General features: G+C 70.4%; 13 protein-coding genes. 6 read left to right on the forward strand and 7 right to left on the reverse strand.

What is annotated here, in order from left to right:
* Positions 1-25: 25 nt before the first annotated feature.
* The 4 genes from AC07O8_RS01420 to AC07O8_RS01435 all read left to right on the forward strand — a co-directional run bounded on the left by AC07O8_RS01420 (position 26) and on the right by AC07O8_RS01435 (position 4,274).
* Complete coding sequence (locus AC07O8_RS01420; protein ID WP_495046346.1) at positions 26-2,155, forward strand: acyl-CoA dehydrogenase; 2,130 nt, start codon at positions 26-28, stop codon at positions 2,153-2,155.
* A 180-nt stretch (positions 2,156-2,335) separates the two neighbouring features.
* Entirely contained in the window at positions 2,336-2,911 is a 576-nt protein-coding gene (locus tag AC07O8_RS01425; RefSeq protein ID WP_495046347.1) for a hypothetical protein, read from the forward strand.
* Positions 2,901-3,197, forward strand: a complete 297-nt coding sequence (locus AC07O8_RS01430) for a hypothetical protein (protein WP_495046348.1) — start codon at positions 2,901-2,903, stop codon at positions 3,195-3,197. Before AC07O8_RS01425 ends, AC07O8_RS01430 begins: the two co-directional genes overlap by 11 nt.
* Before the next feature lie 51 nt (positions 3,198-3,248).
* Positions 3,249-4,274 (forward strand): NAD-dependent epimerase/dehydratase family protein, encoded by a 1,026-nt coding sequence (locus tag AC07O8_RS01435; RefSeq protein WP_495046349.1) that lies wholly within the window; start codon positions 3,249-3,251, stop codon positions 4,272-4,274.
* Here the strand turns inward: AC07O8_RS01435 and AC07O8_RS01440 are convergent.
* From AC07O8_RS01440 to AC07O8_RS01470, 7 genes are all read right to left on the reverse strand, one after another.
* Positions 4,261-5,814, reverse strand: coding sequence for a methyl-accepting chemotaxis protein (locus AC07O8_RS01440; RefSeq protein ID WP_495046350.1), 1,554 nt, complete (start codon positions 5,812-5,814; stop codon positions 4,261-4,263). The two genes, AC07O8_RS01435 and AC07O8_RS01440, sit on opposite strands and share 14 nt — an antisense overlap.
* Before the next feature lie 141 nt (positions 5,815-5,955).
* Entirely contained in the window at positions 5,956-7,971 is a 2,016-nt protein-coding gene (locus AC07O8_RS01445; protein WP_495046351.1) for a hypothetical protein, read from the reverse strand.
* A 138-nt stretch (positions 7,972-8,109) separates the two neighbouring features.
* The gene (locus AC07O8_RS01450) at positions 8,110-8,793 is read right to left on the reverse strand and encodes a sulfate/molybdate ABC transporter ATP-binding protein (protein WP_495046352.1); all 684 of its coding nucleotides are present in this window, start codon (positions 8,791-8,793) and stop codon (positions 8,110-8,112) included.
* Positions 8,790-9,458, reverse strand: coding sequence for a molybdate ABC transporter permease subunit (modB, locus tag AC07O8_RS01455; protein ID WP_495046353.1), 669 nt, complete (start codon positions 9,456-9,458; stop codon positions 8,790-8,792). The genes AC07O8_RS01450 and modB overlap by 4 nt, the downstream gene beginning before the upstream one ends.
* Positions 9,459-9,495: 37 nt before the next feature.
* Positions 9,496-10,266, reverse strand: a complete 771-nt coding sequence (gene modA, locus AC07O8_RS01460; RefSeq protein WP_495046354.1) for a molybdate ABC transporter substrate-binding protein — start codon at positions 10,264-10,266, stop codon at positions 9,496-9,498.
* A 249-nt stretch (positions 10,267-10,515) separates the two neighbouring features.
* Positions 10,516-10,839 carry a winged helix-turn-helix domain-containing protein gene (locus tag AC07O8_RS01465; protein ID WP_495046355.1) on the reverse strand — a complete coding sequence of 108 codons (324 nt, stop codon included), beginning with the start codon at positions 10,837-10,839 and terminating at the stop codon, positions 10,516-10,518.
* 176 nt (positions 10,840-11,015) lie between these two features.
* The gene (locus tag AC07O8_RS01470; protein WP_495046356.1) at positions 11,016-13,145 is read right to left on the reverse strand and encodes a diguanylate cyclase domain-containing protein; all 2,130 of its coding nucleotides are present in this window, start codon (positions 13,143-13,145) and stop codon (positions 11,016-11,018) included.
* Positions 13,146-13,380: 235 nt separating this feature from the next.
* Between AC07O8_RS01470 and AC07O8_RS01475 the strand changes: the two genes are divergently transcribed.
* Both AC07O8_RS01475 and AC07O8_RS01480 read left to right on the forward strand, forming a co-directional pair.
* Positions 13,381-14,808, forward strand: a complete 1,428-nt coding sequence (locus AC07O8_RS01475) for a circularly permuted type 2 ATP-grasp protein (RefSeq protein ID WP_495046357.1) — start codon at positions 13,381-13,383, stop codon at positions 14,806-14,808.
* A 4-nt stretch (positions 14,809-14,812) separates the two neighbouring features.
* Positions 14,813-15,781: an alpha-E domain-containing protein gene (locus AC07O8_RS01480; RefSeq protein WP_377158654.1), complete on the forward strand. Its 969-nt coding sequence runs from the start codon at positions 14,813-14,815 to the stop codon at positions 15,779-15,781.
* Positions 15,782-15,793 lie beyond the last annotated feature (12 nt).

Below are 15,793 nucleotides of genomic sequence, written 5' to 3' on the forward strand. Positions count from 1 at the left end.
GAACGCGCGGACCTAGGCTCAGCCCATGGGACTGCACCGACTCATCGGGCGCCTGGCCATGGCGCCCTTCTCCAAGGCCTTGCCCGCGATGGGCGACACCGAACGGGCGGCCCTCGAGGCCGGCACGGTCGGCTTCGAAGGGCAGCTCTTCGCGGGCCGGCCCGACTTCGACGCGCTGATCGCGCAAGGCCCCAACCGCCTCACCGACGAGGAGCGTCGTTTCCTCGACCAGGAGGTGACCACGCTCGTCGGCATGCTGGACGACCACGCGATCGACGAGGCCGGCGACCTGCCGACCGAGGTGTGGCAATACCTGCGCGACCACCGCTTCTTCGGGATGATCATTCCAAAGGCGTACGGCGGCCTCGGCTTCGGCCACTACGCGCATGCCGAGGTGGTGACCCGCATCGCCACCGTCAACACCGCCTGCGCGGTGACGGTGATGGTGCCCAACTCGCTGGGCCCGGCCGAACTGCTGCTGCGCTACGGCACGCCGGCCCAGCAGCAGCACTACCTGCCGCGCCTGGCCGACGGCCGCGAACTGCCCTGCTTCGGCCTCACCTCGCCGCATGCGGGGTCGGACGCCGCCTCCATCCCCGACCGCGGCGTGCTCACCGAACGCGAGATCGACGGCCGGACCGTGCGCGGCTTCAGCGTGCGCTTCGACAAGCGCTACATCACGCTCGCGCCGGTGGCGAGCGTGGTGGGCCTCGCTTTCCAGGCGATCGATCCCTCGCGGCCCGAGGGGCAGCAGGAACTCGGCATCACCTGCGCGCTGCTGCCGGTGCCGACGCCCGGCATGGAGATCGGCCGTCGCCACCATCCGATGGACTCGGCCTTCATGAACGGGCCGATCCGCGGCGAGGACGTCTTCGTCCCCATGGACTGGGTCATCGGCGGCGAGGAGCGCGTCGGCCAGGGCTGGCGCATGCTGATGGAATGCCTGGCCGCCGGCCGCGCGATCTCGCTGCCGGCGCTGGGAGCGGCGATGCAGCAGACCGCGCTGTTCGTGGTCAACGGCTACGGCCAGGTGCGCGAGCAGTTCGGCCTGCCCATCGGGCGCTTCCACGCGATCGCCGGCATCACCGCGCAGATGGCCGCCCGGCTCTACGCCACTGACGCCGCGCGGCGTTACACCGCCGCCGCGCTCGACGCCGGCGAGCAGCCCAGCGTCGCCAGCGCCATCCTCAAGGTGCAGCTCACCGAGGCAGGCCGTCGCGCGGCCAACGACGGCATGGACGTGCTCGGGGGCAAGGGCATCATCGCCGGACCCCGCAACCTGCTGGGCGTGGCCTACCGCCACGCGCCCATCGCCATCACGGTGGAGGGCGCCAACCTGCTGTCGCGGGCGCTGATCATCTTTGGCCAAGGGGCGACCCGCTGCCATCCCTTCGTGCTGGAGGAGATGACGGCCGTGCAGACCCAGGACGAGGAGCGACTGGGGCGCGCCCTGGTCGGTCATGTCGGTCATGTGATGCGCAATCTCTGGCGCAGCCTGGCGCACACGCCGCTGCGCGGCCAGCCGCCGGCCGACCTGCGCGCGGAAGCGACGCTCATCGCCTCGCTGTCGGCCCGCTACGCGCTCACCGCCGACCTGGCGATGGGACTGCTGGGCGGCAAGCTCAAGCGCATGGAGCTGTTGTCCGCGCGCCTGGGTGACGTGCTGGCCGCGCTCTACCTCGCCGCCGCCTGCGTGTGGCGCTACCAGGTCGAGAACGACCCGGCGACGCTGCCGGTGGCGCGCGCCGCGATCCGCCTGCAGCTGCACGAGGCCGCGACGCTGCTGCGTGAGCTCTACGACAACCTCCCTTCCCGTCTCCTGCGGGCGATGGCGCCGATGCTCCTGCACGGCACCGGTCACCTCGCGCCGCTGCGCGACCGCGAGGCCATCGCCCTGGCGGACGCGTTGCGCACGCAGCCGGCGCTGATGCGCCGCCTCTGCCCCGACGTCTCGCGTCCGAAGCGCGGCGGCCTGCTCGACCTGATGCGCGCGCTCGATGCGGCCCGCGCCCTGGGCGACGAAGTGCCGGCGCTCAACAAGGCGCTGCGCCGCTCCGGCTCCCTGGAGACGGTGGCGCGCGGCGCTCGCAATCCGGAGGCGGCGCTGGCCTACCTGAAGGCCGCCGAAGAGGTGATCCGGGTCGACGAGGACTGACCGCCGGGCGCGCCGATTCCCCCATCGGTGGGCCTGCCGATACGCAAATTCGCTCATGCGGGTGCCGCCATTTGTGCGATTGCTCAGCGATCGGATTTCTCTAGAGTTCCTCACCTCTGCTCCAGCGCGACGCCCAGCGCTGCGCTGGGGCCGGCTTCGCGCTCGCCAAGAGGTTTTCGGATGGAACTGCTCAAAGAGAACTGGATCCGGCTCTCCTACTGCGCCGCCAGCGTCGGTATCGTGTGGGCCGCGTATCACTTCCGCGTCGACGTGCTGTCGGACAAGGACACGTTCGATCGCTTCAGCTACATCGGTGGCGTGGCGACCTTCGTCGGTCTGCTGATCACGGTGTCCGAGGTGCTGCAGGCGATCAGCATTTCCAAGGGCATCCGCGCCGAGGCGAGGGCGCTGCTGGCAGAGGCCCGAAAGGTGGACCGGGCCGCGCTTTTCAGCGAGTGCCTGCTGATGATCGATCGCATCAACGATGACGTCATCGACAGGCGATTCGGAACCGCCCTGCAAGGGCTCCAACAAGTCCGCCGCTCCTTCCTCCGCGCGGCGACGCCGTGCACCAGCCCGGAGGCGCTGTCTGGGAAGCTCGCTGAGGTTGAAGAACTCTTGCAGGACTCGGTTCGGGCCGCTGCCACGGCATCCCGCTCCAAGCGCAGCTCGGTGGAGATCCACGAAGCGCTTTTGGCTGCCAAAGAGATCCTCGAACAACTCATTTCCGGAAGGACTGCGAACCATGCTCCCTGACAAGATCCGACGCTTCGTGTCCAAGCTCGTCCAGCGCACCGAGGCCGGTGACATCCCGTGGGAATACGACCTGTTCGATGCGGTCGCATGGAAGGAAAAAGACTTCGCTGTCTCCCTCCATTACTCGTTCAATGGCAGGGAGAACTGCGGCGTTTTCCGTTTCGTCTATAGGGATGCGAAGGGGAGCGAATACGAGTTCTACACGAACAGCGACAGTGACGACTATCCGCTGACGAAGCATCTTTTCGACAGCGCCCAGGCGACCAAGATGGAACTTCCGTTCTGACGGCGGGCAAGGCGGATACTGAGGCGATCACCGGCTCATCCCCGCCTTGCCATGCGTCTCCTCATCCTCGGCGGCACCGTCTTCCTCGGTCGCCACGTCATCGACGCCGCGCTGGCGCGCGGTCACACGGTGTCGATGCTGAATCGCGGCCGGCACGGCCCGGGTCTGTTCCCCGAGGTGGAGCGCCTCATCGGCGATCGCGACGGCGACATGAGCGCCCTGCGCGGTCGCACGTTCGATGCGGTCATCGACTGCACCGCGTTCAACCCGGCGCAGATCGAGCGCACCCTCGCAGCGCTCGACACGGGCACGCCGCACGTCGTGCTGGTGTCCTCGATCTCGGCGTACGGCGTGTTCCCGCCGCATCGCGTCTTCGACGAATCGACGCCGCTCGCGGAGGGCAACGCCGGCTACGGGCCGTTGAAGGCCCGGGCCGAAGAGGCGCTCGTCCGCGCCCTGCCCGATCGGCACGCGATCGTGCGGCCGGGACTGATCGTCGGCCCGCATGACCCGACCGGTCGATTCACGTATTGGCCGACGCGTGTCGCGCGGGGCGGCGAGATCCTCGCGCCCGGCAGGCCCGAGCGGCCGGTCCAGGTCATCGATGTCCGCGATCTCGCCGCGTTCTGCGTGACGCTTGCCGAGTCGCGCGCCACCGGCGCGTTCAACGCCGTCGGACCCCGTCTGTCGATGAAGACGTTGCTCGACGCCTGCCTGCAGGCCGCACCGGGCAGCGACGCCCGCTTCACCTGGAAACCGGACGCCCTGCTGCTCGTGCTCGGCGTGGCGCCGTGGACCGGGCTGCCGCTGTGGCTGCCCGAAGAGGACCCCGCGGTCGGCGGCATGCTGCTCGGCGATGCCGCCCGCGCAATGGCGGCAGGCCTGACGACCCGGTCGATCCAGGACACGGCGGCCGCCACGCTCGCCTGGGCGAGCGCACCGCGCGAGGCGGACTGGGATGCGGGCAAGCTCGTCGCCACCCTGGCGCCGGCGCGCGAAGCCGAGATCCTCGCCGGCCGTTCCGCCACGGACCGCCCGAGCGGTCCGGGCGGCGCCGGCCACCTCAGGTCAACCTGAACACCGCGATCGCCGTCGACAGGCGGTGCGATTGATCCTTCAGGCTCTCGGCCGCCGACGCGGCCTCTTCCACCAGCGCCGCGTTCTGCTGCGTCATCTGGTCGAGGTGGCCCACCGCGGCGTTCACCTGGTTGATGCCATCGCTCTGCTCCTGGGACGCCGCGCGGATTTCCGCAATGATGTCCGTCACGCGCTGCACGCTGGTCACGATGTCGGTCATCGTCGTGCCCGCGTCGCTGACCAGCCGCGAGCCCGATTCCACCCGCTCCACGCTGGTGGCGATCAACGTCTTGATTTCCCTGGCCGCCTGCGCGCTGCGCTGCGCCAGCGATCGCACCTCGCTCGCCACCACCGCGAAGCCCCGGCCCTGCTCGCCCGCCCGCGCCGCCTCGACCGCCGCGTTCAGCGCCAGGATGTTGGTCTGGAAGGCGATGCCGTCGATGGTGCCGATGATGTCGGCGATGCGTCGCGAGCTGTCGCTGATCTCGCCCATCGTCGCCACGACCTGCCCCATCACCGCGCCGCCGCGCTGCGCGGTCTCCGCCGCGGAACCGGCCAGCTGGTTGGCCGTCGTCGCCGCGTCCGCCGTCTGCCGCACCGTGCCCGTCAGCTGCGTCAGCGACGCCGCCGCCTGCTGCAGGTTGGACGCCGTCTGCTCCGTGCGCGCCGACAGGTCCATGTTGCCGGTGGCGATCTCCGCGCTCGCGGTGCTGATGCTGTCCGTCGAGCCCCGCACTTCGCCGATCAGACGCACCAACGCGCCCTGCATCTCGCCCAGCGAGCGCAACAACTGCCCCGTCTCGTCGCCGCCCGTCGTCACGATGCGGCCCGTCAGGTCGAAGCGCGCGATCGCATCGGCTACCTCCGCCGCCTGGGCGAGCGGGCGCGTGATCGAACGCGTCAGCCACACCGCCAGGGCCACGCCCGCCGCGAGCGCGACCAGCCCGAACACCACCAGCGCGGTCCGTGCGCGCGCGTTGGTCTCCGCCAGCGCCTTCAGCGCCGTGTCCAGCTGATCCCGCTGCTGCTGCGCGATCACGCGGATGCTCTCCAGATAGACGGCCGCGGCCGGCTTGAACTGCTCGTCGAAGAGCTGCTTCGCCCGCGCCGGGTCGCCCTGCTTCTTCGCCTCGGTGAGGGTGTCGCGCACCTTGATGTAGGCCTTGCGCAGCTCGATCACGCGGTCGAAGGCGGCGCGTTCCTCCGGCGAGTTCAGCAGCTTGTCCATCCGGGCCTGCAGCTCGGAGGAGGACTTCGTCGACTCCGCCGCCTGCTCGGCGAAGAAGGTCGCCAGGGCCGGGTCCGCGCTCACCGCGATCGCCGTCGTGCGCGTGCCGCCGTTGTAGACGTTGCGGTACCAGTCGGAGGCCACCCGCTCGGTGACGATGGTCTCCTGGTACATGGACTCCGTCTGCGCCGCGACGCGGCTCAGCCCCAGATAACCCATCGCCGATCCGATCAGCGCAATCACCAGTACCAGGGCCTGGACCAGCCCCAACCGCCGGCCGATGGAGCCCCGGACGTTCGCGTTGGACATCATGTTCGTTCTCCTCGACACCGGTCCGAAGGGAGATCGGACCGCGTTGCGGCGCGATGTTGGCACCGGTACCGTACACCGATATCAAGCTGCCGTTAAGTCCTCTCCGACCTGTGGAAAGCTTGGCAGAAGCGGGGGCGATCCTCAGATCCGCGGCGTCAGCCGCACCTGCGGCATCGGCTTGAGCGAGCCCACGTCCAACGTGCGCGGCGGTCCCGACAGCTTGCGCGGCGTCGCGGCGCCCAGGTCATCCAGGCCGGTGAGGAACCGCGCCGCCTCGGCCCGCATCGCCGACGAGCGCTGGTAGCGCGTGTCCGCGTCCAGCAACACGAGCCAGTCGGCCGGCGTCCCCGCCCCCGCCCCCGTCCCCGTCCCCGTCCCCGTTCCCGTTCCCGCCTCCACCCCTGCGCCTGGACCCGCGCCCATCGCCGCCGCCAGCCCGACCGTCGCGGGTTGCATCACGCCGAGGAAGGTCGTCAGCCGTGCGCGCCGATGGCTCTCCCAGCCCGCGCCGCCCTCGGCGCCCGACGGGTGGAACCGCGCGATCAGGCGCTGCGCCGCCAGGCCGCCGGCCTCCGCCAGCGCGGCGATCGTGCCGGCGGGCATCGCGAGGTTGAGCCCCCCTTCGTCGGCCCTCTGGCTGATCTGGACGATGCGGTCGCGGAAGCCCGGCGTCGGGAACAGGATCTCGTCGCGCCAGTTCTGCATCGTGCCGACGATGCTCCCCAGGAAACCGGCCAGCCCCGCGAGCGGCGCCTTCTCCCGGGCCGCCGGCGCGCGTTGCTCCCAGTCGTCGACGAGGTCCGGCTCCGGCCAGTGGCGCAGGCGGCCGCCGCGGTCGTCTTCGGGCAGGTAGATCCGCCCGCCGTCGTTGGCCGGATCACCCGGCTCGATCGCGTGGTCCGGATGCGGGCGCTTCAGGTTGACCGCGAAGGTCGGATGCCGCGGCAGCATCGCGTCGAACAGGTGCAGCGGCAGGTTGCTGCCGATGCCGCCGTCCGAGAACCAGATCCGCGTCGCCCTCAGCCGCAGGCGGCGGCGCACCTCGGCGGTCTCCGCCGCGCGGACCGCGGCCTGCGTGCGCTGGTTGGCCGTGCGCGACCAGTCCACCGCATACAGCGGGACCGCCGACAGCAGCAGCGGGAAGCTCAGGCTCATCCGGATCGCGACGACGACCGGCAGGTCGCCGTGCCGCGGCAGCGGTCGCAGTGCGCGACCTTGCGCGCTCTCGATCACCGGTCCGTCATGCCCGTCGCCCAACGGGGTCGCCAGCGCCGTCATCACGGCCGGCGGGAACAGCCGCGACCACTCCAGCGGGTCGTAATAGAACATCGGCGTCCCGGGCCGGAACGGGATGCTGTAGACCATCTGCTGGCTGACCGCGCTCGTGATCACCTCGAGGTTGATGCGGCGCGTCGCCGGGTCCGGCCCCCACAACTCCCCGAAGCTCAGCGGCGGCCCGTCGACGCTCTTGCCGGCGAGTTCATTGAAGTAGACGTGCAACCAATCGGTGAGCGCAAGCGGCTCGTCCTGACCGGGCCGCCCGGGCTGCCCCCGCTGCGTCTGGCCGCTGCACAGGCCGTAGCCGTTGTCCTTGAGCCCGCGCAGCAGGCTGCGGGCGAAGAGGGCCAGCACCGTGCCGACCACCGCGCCCGTCACGAGCACGACGATCACCGCCAACCCGGCGACCGCGGCCAAGGTCCGCCAGGGTCCGGTCCCGGCGTCCGGCGTGAGCAGGCGGACATACGGCACGAGCAGCGCCGCGCCGACGCCGGCGACCGCCAACGCGGCCAGACCGTGCATCGCCACCATGCCGCCGATGATCGACGCCACCGCCGCGCCCGCGGGCTTTCCGAGCGCCCCTGCCAGCACCTCGAAGTGCCGGCGCAACGCGGGGACCGGCTGGAAGAGCGTGAACAGCCGGTTGCGACCGGGGCCAGGTCTTGCGCCCGGGGGCTCGGCGCCGAGTTCCTCCGGCAGGCGCGCCAGCCGATCGAAGGCGCCGACATGGCCGCGCTGGCGGCCGAACTCCGCCGCGGCGCTGGCGCCGGCCGCGATCGCGCCCGCCGAGGTGCCGCCGATGTTCTTGAACCGGTATCGCTCGGACAACCCGGCCACCAGCCGCGGGTAGATCACGCCGCTGGTGACGCCACCCTTCATGACGAGGTCGCAATGACTGACCCCGCCCGCCTCCGTCCCGGCTGCCGGTCTGGGTCCGGTGCCGGGGCTCGCCTCTGACTGCCGCATGTCGTCGCTCTCCATGACGCCTGATTCTCAGGGGCCCGGCGACAACCGTTGTCAGGATCCTCCGGACTCGATGTCGCGGACGACACCGTCGCGCAGCATCACGCGCCGGTCCCCGAAGCGAGCCAGGTCCTCGGGGTCGTGCGTGATCATCAGCATCGGCACGCCGACGCGTTCGAGCAGGGTGTCGAGCTCCGCCCGCATGCGGCCGCGCAGCTCCGGATCGAGCGCGGAGAACGGCTCGTCGAGCAGCAGCGCACGCGGCTCGTTCACCAGCGCGCGGGCCAGCGCCGTGCGCTGGCGCTGGCCGCCGGACAGCTGGTGCGGCCGCTGCTGCGCCACCCGTTCCAGCTCGAAGGCCTGGATCCAGCGGTCGACCGCCTCGCCGCCCTCGTGGCGCGAGGGATTGCGCCAGCCGCGCTTCAGCGCGAAGGCGATGTTCTGCCGCACCGTCAGCTGCGGGAACAGCGCGTAGTCCTGGAACAGGTAGCCCAGCCGCCGCTCGCGCGCCGGCACGTCGATGCGCGACGCGCTGTCGAAGACCGGGTGGCCGTCGATGTAGATCGTGCCGTCGTCGGGTTTCAGCAGACCCGCGACGGCCTGCAGCGTCAGGCTCTTGCCGGCGCCCGACGGCCCGTAGATCACCGTCCGCCGCGCGTCGGTGCTGAAGCTGACGTCGAGCTCGAAGCGACGGCCGCCGCCCTCGACCTGCTTGCGGATGCGGACCTCGAAGCTCATGCGGCGCTCCTCGGGCCGGCCAGCCGGCCGGCGGCCAGCAGCACCACGATGCAGGTCAGCGACACGATCAGCACCAGCAGGTTGGCGGTGTCGTCCTGGCCCGCCTGCACCGCCTCGTAGACGGCCACCGACAGCGTCTGCGTCTTGCCCGGGATGCTGCCGGCGACCATCAGCGTCGCGCCGAACTCGCCCAGCGCGCGGGCGAAGGCCAGCAGCACGCCGGCCAGCACGCCGCGCCAGGCCATCGGCAGGGTCACGCGGAAGAACAGCGCCCCTTCGCTGAGGCCCAGCACCCGTCCGGCGCGCTCCAGCTGCGGATCCACGCCTTCGAACGCGGCCCGCGCGGACTTCATGACGAGCGGGAAGGCGACGATCGTCGCCGCGATCACCGCGCCCTGCCAGGTGAAGATCAGGTTGATGCCGAAGGTGTCCCACAGCCACGCCCCGAGCCAGCCGCGCTTGCCGATGACGACCAGCAGGTAGTAGCCCACCACCGTCGGCGGCAGCACCATCGGCAGCGTCAGCACGGCGTCCAGCAGCTCGCGCCCGGGGAAGCGCAGGCGCGCGAGCGCGAAGCCGGCCGCGACGCCGAGCACCAGGTTCAGCGCCGTCGCGCAGCCGGCGACCTTCAGCGACAGCGCGAGCGCGATCCAGGCGGATTCCACGGGGGATGGCGCTCCTCGGCCCGACGTCGTCGGACGATCAGGGCTTCTGGAAGCCGTACCTGGCCAGCACCGCCTGACCGGCGGCCGAGGCGACGAAGTCCAGGAACTGCTTGCCGCCGTCGACGTTCGAGCCGCCGTTGGTGACGGCGATCGGGTAGGAGATCGGCGTCTCGGTCGGCACGCTGAACAGGATGCGGACCTTGTCCTTCAGCACGAAGGCGTCGGTCGCATAGACGAAGCCGGCCTCGGTCTCGCCGCGCGAGACGTAGTCCAGCGCCTGGCGCACGTTCTGCGCGTAGACGGCCTTGGGCTCCACAGCGGTCCACAGATTGGCCTTCTCCAGCGCGCCCTTGGCATAACGGCCGGCGGGCACGCCCTCGGGCTTGCCGATGGCGATGCGCTTCACGGTCGGCTGCTGCAGATCGGTGAGCGACTTCAGCGCCACGCCGTTCTCGGCCGGCGTGATGACGACCAGCGCGTTGGAGACGAAGTTGCGTCGCGTGCCGTCGACCAGCAGCTTCTGCTGCTGGGCCTTGTCCATCGTTTCCTGGTCGGCCGAGGCGAACACGTCGACCGGTGCGCCCTTGGCGATCTGGGCGAGCAGCGCGTCGGATGCGGCGAAGTTGAACTGGACCTTGGTCCCCGGATGCGCCGCCTCGAAGGCCGGTGCCAGTTCCTTGAACGCGTTGGTCAGGCTGGCGGCGGCGGAGACGGTCACGTCCGCGGCCTGCGCGAGGCCGGCGGCCATCAACGCGAGGGTCAGCACGGCCGCGCGACGGGCGATCTGGACGGGGCGAATCGAGCGCATGGCGAGTCCCTCGACGGGTGGACACAGAGGAGGCTCGCAATATATCCCAGGATATTGCGCGGCACGATGCTGGAACGCGGTCCGCCTCGCAGCGCGCACGACCAAGGCCAAGGCCAAGACGAAGGCCAAGGCCCGAGGACCTCGGTGTGTCGACGCCGGCGGCGCCGGTGCCCCTTGGAGCGAATTCCGAGCGGCGAGGAGGAGATTGAGCGGAAAGGGGCACCGGCGCTGCCGGCGTCCGCGTTGCTCTCAGGGGGCGAGGAGCCTGAGCAGCTGCCTGATTTCCGTCTTGCAGGCTGCGAGCGCGGAGTCCTCGATCTGTCGATAGAGCGCGATCAGCGCCCGTCCGGAGTCGGTGAGTGCGCTGCCACCGCCCTTGGCGCCGCCGGCGGCGGTGGCGACGGCGGGTTCCTTGAGTGCGCGGTTGGTTTCGGCGATGAGGAGCCAGGCGCGGCGATAGGACATGTCCAGCGACTTTGCTGCTGCGGTGATGGAGCCTGTCTCGTCGAGCGCTTCCAGCAGCGCGATTTTTCCGGGCCCGATGGCGATGACGTCGCCGACGGTGACGCGCATGCGGAGCTTGAGTGCCGGCTTGAGCGCAGGGGTTGGCGCAGGTGTTGGCGCCGGCTGGGGCGCGGAGGGAGCGGGAGTCGAGCGGGCAACCATGCGCGCATTACACCCGATGCCGCCCGTGGCGAGGGATGTGGCGCGGCATCTGGCACCGTACCTGGCGCGCCATCGGTCCCGCCTCAGTCCGCCAGACGCCAGCCACCGCGCCCGGCCGCCTTGGCCGCATAGAGCGCATCGTCCGCGCGGCCCAGCAGCGCCACGTCGTCCTCCGCCCCGCCGTCGTGACAGGCGATGCCGATGCTGGTCGACATCCGCAACGCCTGACCTTGCAAGGTCAGTGGCGCCTGCACCACGTCGAGTACCTTCTGGGCCACCAGCGTCGCCTCCTGCGGCGTGTGCAGGTTCTCGAGGATCAGCACGAACTCGTCGCCGGCCAGCCGGCAGAGCTGGTCGGTCTCGCGCAGCGTCCCGCGCACCCGGTCGGCGAAGGCCCGCAACACCACGTCTCCGGCCGCATGCCCCAGCGAATCGTTGATCTGCTTGAAGTGGTCCAGGTCCATGAACATCAACGCCATGGTCCGCTGGACGCGCCGCGTGCGGGCGATCGATTCGGACAGGCGGGACTCGAACTGCCGCCGGTTCGGCAACCCGGTCAGCGGGTCCACGCGACTGAGCTGGTCCAGCTCCCGCTCCACCTGCTTGAACGGCGTGATGTCGGTCGCCAGCGTGTAGACCCCGGCCACGCTGCCATCCGGGCGCAGGTCGGGCACGTACTCGGCGAGCATGTCGCGCACCACGCCGTTGCTCTCCGAACGCGTCTCGAAACGCTGCCGCACGCCCGCCAGCGCCGCCTTCAGGAAAGGCTGCCGCTGCGCATGCAGCACCGGCCCGACCACCTCAAGCAAGGTGCGCCCCAGCGCGTCTTCCGTCTCCATGCCCATCCAGGTCCGGAAGGTCGCGTTGAGGAAGCGCAGGCGCTCCTCCGCGTCGATGTAGGAGATCAGCACCGGCAGGTTGTCCGCGATCGTGTGCAGCCGGCGCTCGCTGGCTTCCTGGCGCAGCAGCGCCTCGTGCAGCTCCAGCGTGCGTGCTGCGACGCGCAGTTCCAGCGACGCGTTGAGTTCCGCGAGCGAGCGGTCCTGCTCGGCCTGCCGGTGGGCCAGGTCGGTCAGCGCATGGGACAGCATCGCCGCCTCGCGATAGCCGCCGACGGTGGGGAGCGCGTCCTCGCTCAGGTGACGTCGTTGCGCGATCGCGTTGGCCAGCTCGTTCAGCGGGCGGCTCATGCGCCGCGCCAGCCACCAGCTCAACGGCACCGCCGCCGCCAGCAGCAGGATCGCGCTGAGCGCGATCTGGCGACGCAGGCCGTAATAATCTGCCAGCGCCACCGCCACCGGCTGCCGCACCAGCACCGTCCAGCCGAGACCGGGATACGGGCCGTAACCCTGGCTCGGCACGCTGACGGCGAAGTAGTCGACGCCGTCGACCTCGTGATGCCGCAGGCCCTGACCGTTCTCGTCGCCGATCGGCATCGGCTTGCCTTCCCGGTCCGAGGGTCCCAGGATCACCACGCCGTCCTTGCCCAGCACGAGCGCGTCGGCCTGGTGGGAGGCCATCGTCGCGTCGATCAGCTCGCTCTTGATCTGGCGCGCCCAGCCCCAGCTCAGGTGCACGCCGAAGACCCCCTGCAGCTGGCCGCGCTGGTCGAGCAGCGGGATCGCGAAGTCGACGAAGCGCCAGGGCTCGTTCTGGCGTGGCAGCAGCTTTTCCAGCAGCAGCGCCGCGTGCACGTCCCCGACGAAGGGCTGCCCGCCCTTCGCGCCCTGCCACCAGGGGCGCTTGGAGACGTCGACGCCGTCCAGCAACCCGCCGGCCGAGGCCAGCACCCGGCCCTGCCCGTCCGTCACGCCCAGCCAGGCGAAATGGTCGAAGCCGACCTGGACCTGGTCCAGCGCGCGGCGCATGGCCTCGGGATCGTCGAAGCGTCGGAAAGGGTCGAGCTGCGCCAGCACCCGCACTTCCTTGAACTGCTGCGCCATGCCGCGGTCCAGCGCGTCGCGGAAATCGACCGCGACCTGGCGCAGCGACTCGACCGCGCGGCGCTCGGCATGGGCGCGGGCGAAGTTCTCGATCAGCAGGGCGGAGATCAGCAGCGCCACCGCCACCGCCGCCAGCACCATCACGGTCAGCCAGCGACCGAGGGATGCGCGCGAGCCGCGCGGCGGGACGAAACCGTCGGCGCTCTCGCCCGGCCCGTGAGGACTGCCGGGCGTGGGAGGGGACGGCAGGGCCTGGGCGTTGTCGTGCATCACTGCGGTTGTAGCGAGAGCGGGCGGAACCCGCAACGCGGGATAGTGCCACTGCACCAGCGGCGGGCAAAGCCCGACCCTGTCCGGGCACCGTCGCGGGGCGGGCTGTGCAGGCGCACCAAAAGCGATCAAGCTGGCGGTCTTGTCGGCCCGTCCGCCGGACGGGGGTGGGCACGGCGCTTGCAACCGGCCCCTTCCGACCGCCACCCGGAGGCGGTCCGTCCCTGGAGACCTCATGCATGCGCTGACCCTTCCGGCCCCTGGCCACTATGACGAGATGCTGCTGCAAAGCGGCGCGATCCGGCCCAGTTACCAGGACTTCGCGGACTGGCTGCACGCCCAGACCCCCGACGCCCTCGCCAAGAAGCGGGCCGAAGCCGACCTGCTGTTCCACAAGGTCGGCATCACCTTCGCCGTCTATGGCGACGAGGCCGGCGCGGAACGCCTGATCCCCTTCGACACCGTCCCCCGCATCGTCCCCGCCGACGACTGGCGGATGCTGGAACGCGGCCTGCGCCAGCGCGTCACCGCGCTCAACCGTTTCCTGTGGGACATCTACCACGATCACGAGATCGTGAAGGCCGGCCTGATCCCCGCCGAGCAGGTCTTCGCCAACGCGCAGTACCAGCCGGCGATGCAGGGGCTGGACCTGCCGCTGGGCGTCTATGCGCACATCACCGGCGTGGACCTGATCCGCCATTCCGACGGTGGTTATTACGTGCTGGAGGACAACCTGCGCGTGCCCTCCGGCGTCAGCTACATGCTGGAGAACCGCAAGATGATGATGCGGCTCTTCCCGGAGCTGTTCGCGAAGTACCCGATCGCGCCGGTCGCGCACTACCCGGCGCTGCTGCTGAACACGCTGCGCCAGGCCAGCCTGGCGGACAACCCGACCGTCGTGGTGCTGACGCCGGGACCGTTCAACTCGGCCTACTTCGAGCACGCCTTCCTCGCCCAGCAGATGGGCGTGGAGCTGGTCGAGGGCCAGGACCTGTTCGTCAAGGACGGCTTCGTGTTCATGCGGACCACCGTCGGACCCAAGCGCGTCGACGTCATCTACCGCCGCATCGACGACGCCTTCCTCGACCCGCTGGCCTTCCGGTCCGATTCGATGCTGGGCGTGCCGGGGCTGCTGTCGGTCTACAAGCAGGGGCATGTGGTGCTGGCGAACGCAGTCGGCACCGGCGTCGCGGACGACAAGTCCATCTATCCGTACGTGCCGGACATGGTCCGCTTCTACCTCGGCGAGGAGCCCATCCTGCACAACGTGCCGACCTGGCAGTGCCGCAAGGCCCAGGACCTGGACCACGTGCTGGCCAACATGGCGGAGCTGGTGGTGAAGGAGGTCCATGGCGCGGGCGGCTACGGGATGCTGGTCGGGCCGGCCTCGACGGCGGCCGAGGTCGCGGACTTCAAGGAACGCGTCAAGGCGGATCCGTCGAACTACATCGCGCAGCCGACGCTGTGCCTGTCGAGCTGCCCCACCTTCGTCGAGCGCGGCATCGCGCCGCGCCACATCGACCTGAGGCCCTTCGTCCTCTCGGGGCGCGAGGTCAACATGGTCGCCGGCGGCCTGACGCGCGTGGCGCTGAAGGCCGGCTCGCTGGTCGTCAATTCGTCCCAGGGTGGCGGCACCAAGGACACCTGGATCCTGGAGAACTAAGCCCATGCTCAGCCGTACCGCCGCACAGCTCTACTGGATGAGCCGATACATGGAGCGCGCCGAGAACCTGGTGCGCATGCTCGACGTCACGCACTCGCTGTCGCTGCTCCCGCAGTCGCGCGGCGCCGCGACGGAACTCGCCGCGCCGCTCGCCGTGACCGGCACGCTCGAGGCCTACCAGGCGCGGCACCCGCAACTGAGCGCCGCGCAGCTCTTCCGTTTCATGGGGATCGACCTGGAGAACCCGGCCTCGGTGCTGTCCTGCATCCGGCAGGCGCGCGAGAACGCGCATGCCGTGCGCGGCCAGATCACCGCCGAGATGTGGGAAGCCATCAACACCAGCTGGCTGGAAGCCCGCGAGCTCGCGCGCAAGGGCGTGGCCGAGCCCTCGTCCTTCTTCGACTGGGTGAAGGAGCGGTCCCACCTGTTCCGCGGCGCGACCTACGGCACGCTGCAGCGCAACGACGCGTACTGCTTCATCCGGCTGGGCACCTTCGTCGAACGCGCGGACAACACCGCGCGGCTGCTGGACGTGAAGTCGCAGCTGATCGCCCCGGCGGTGGACACGCTCGCGCCGGTCGACGCGCCGAGCGAAAGCGCGCCGGACTTCTACGCATGGAACGCGCTGCTGCGCTCGCTGTCGGCCTTCGAGGCGTACCACGCGGCCTATCGCGACAGCCTGAACGGCCGCCGCGTGACCGAGCTGCTGATCCTGCGACCGGACGTGCCGCGCTCGTTGCGCGCGTGCTGCGACGAGATCCGCGCGGTGCTGCCGCAGATCGAGGCGCGCGAAGGCGCCGAGGACGCGGGCCGCAATGTCAAGCAGAGCGCCGGTCGCCTGGCCCTGCGCCTGGAGTATGGTGCGGTGGACGAGATCCTCGACCAGGGGCTGCACCCGTGGTTGACGGGTTTCCTGCAGGACTCGGCGCGGCTCGGCCGCGACATCCAGCAGGCCTATTTCGAGGCGCAGTGAAACCAGGGACAG

The organism is Roseateles sp. GW821-FHT09G09, from assembly GCF_059415965.1.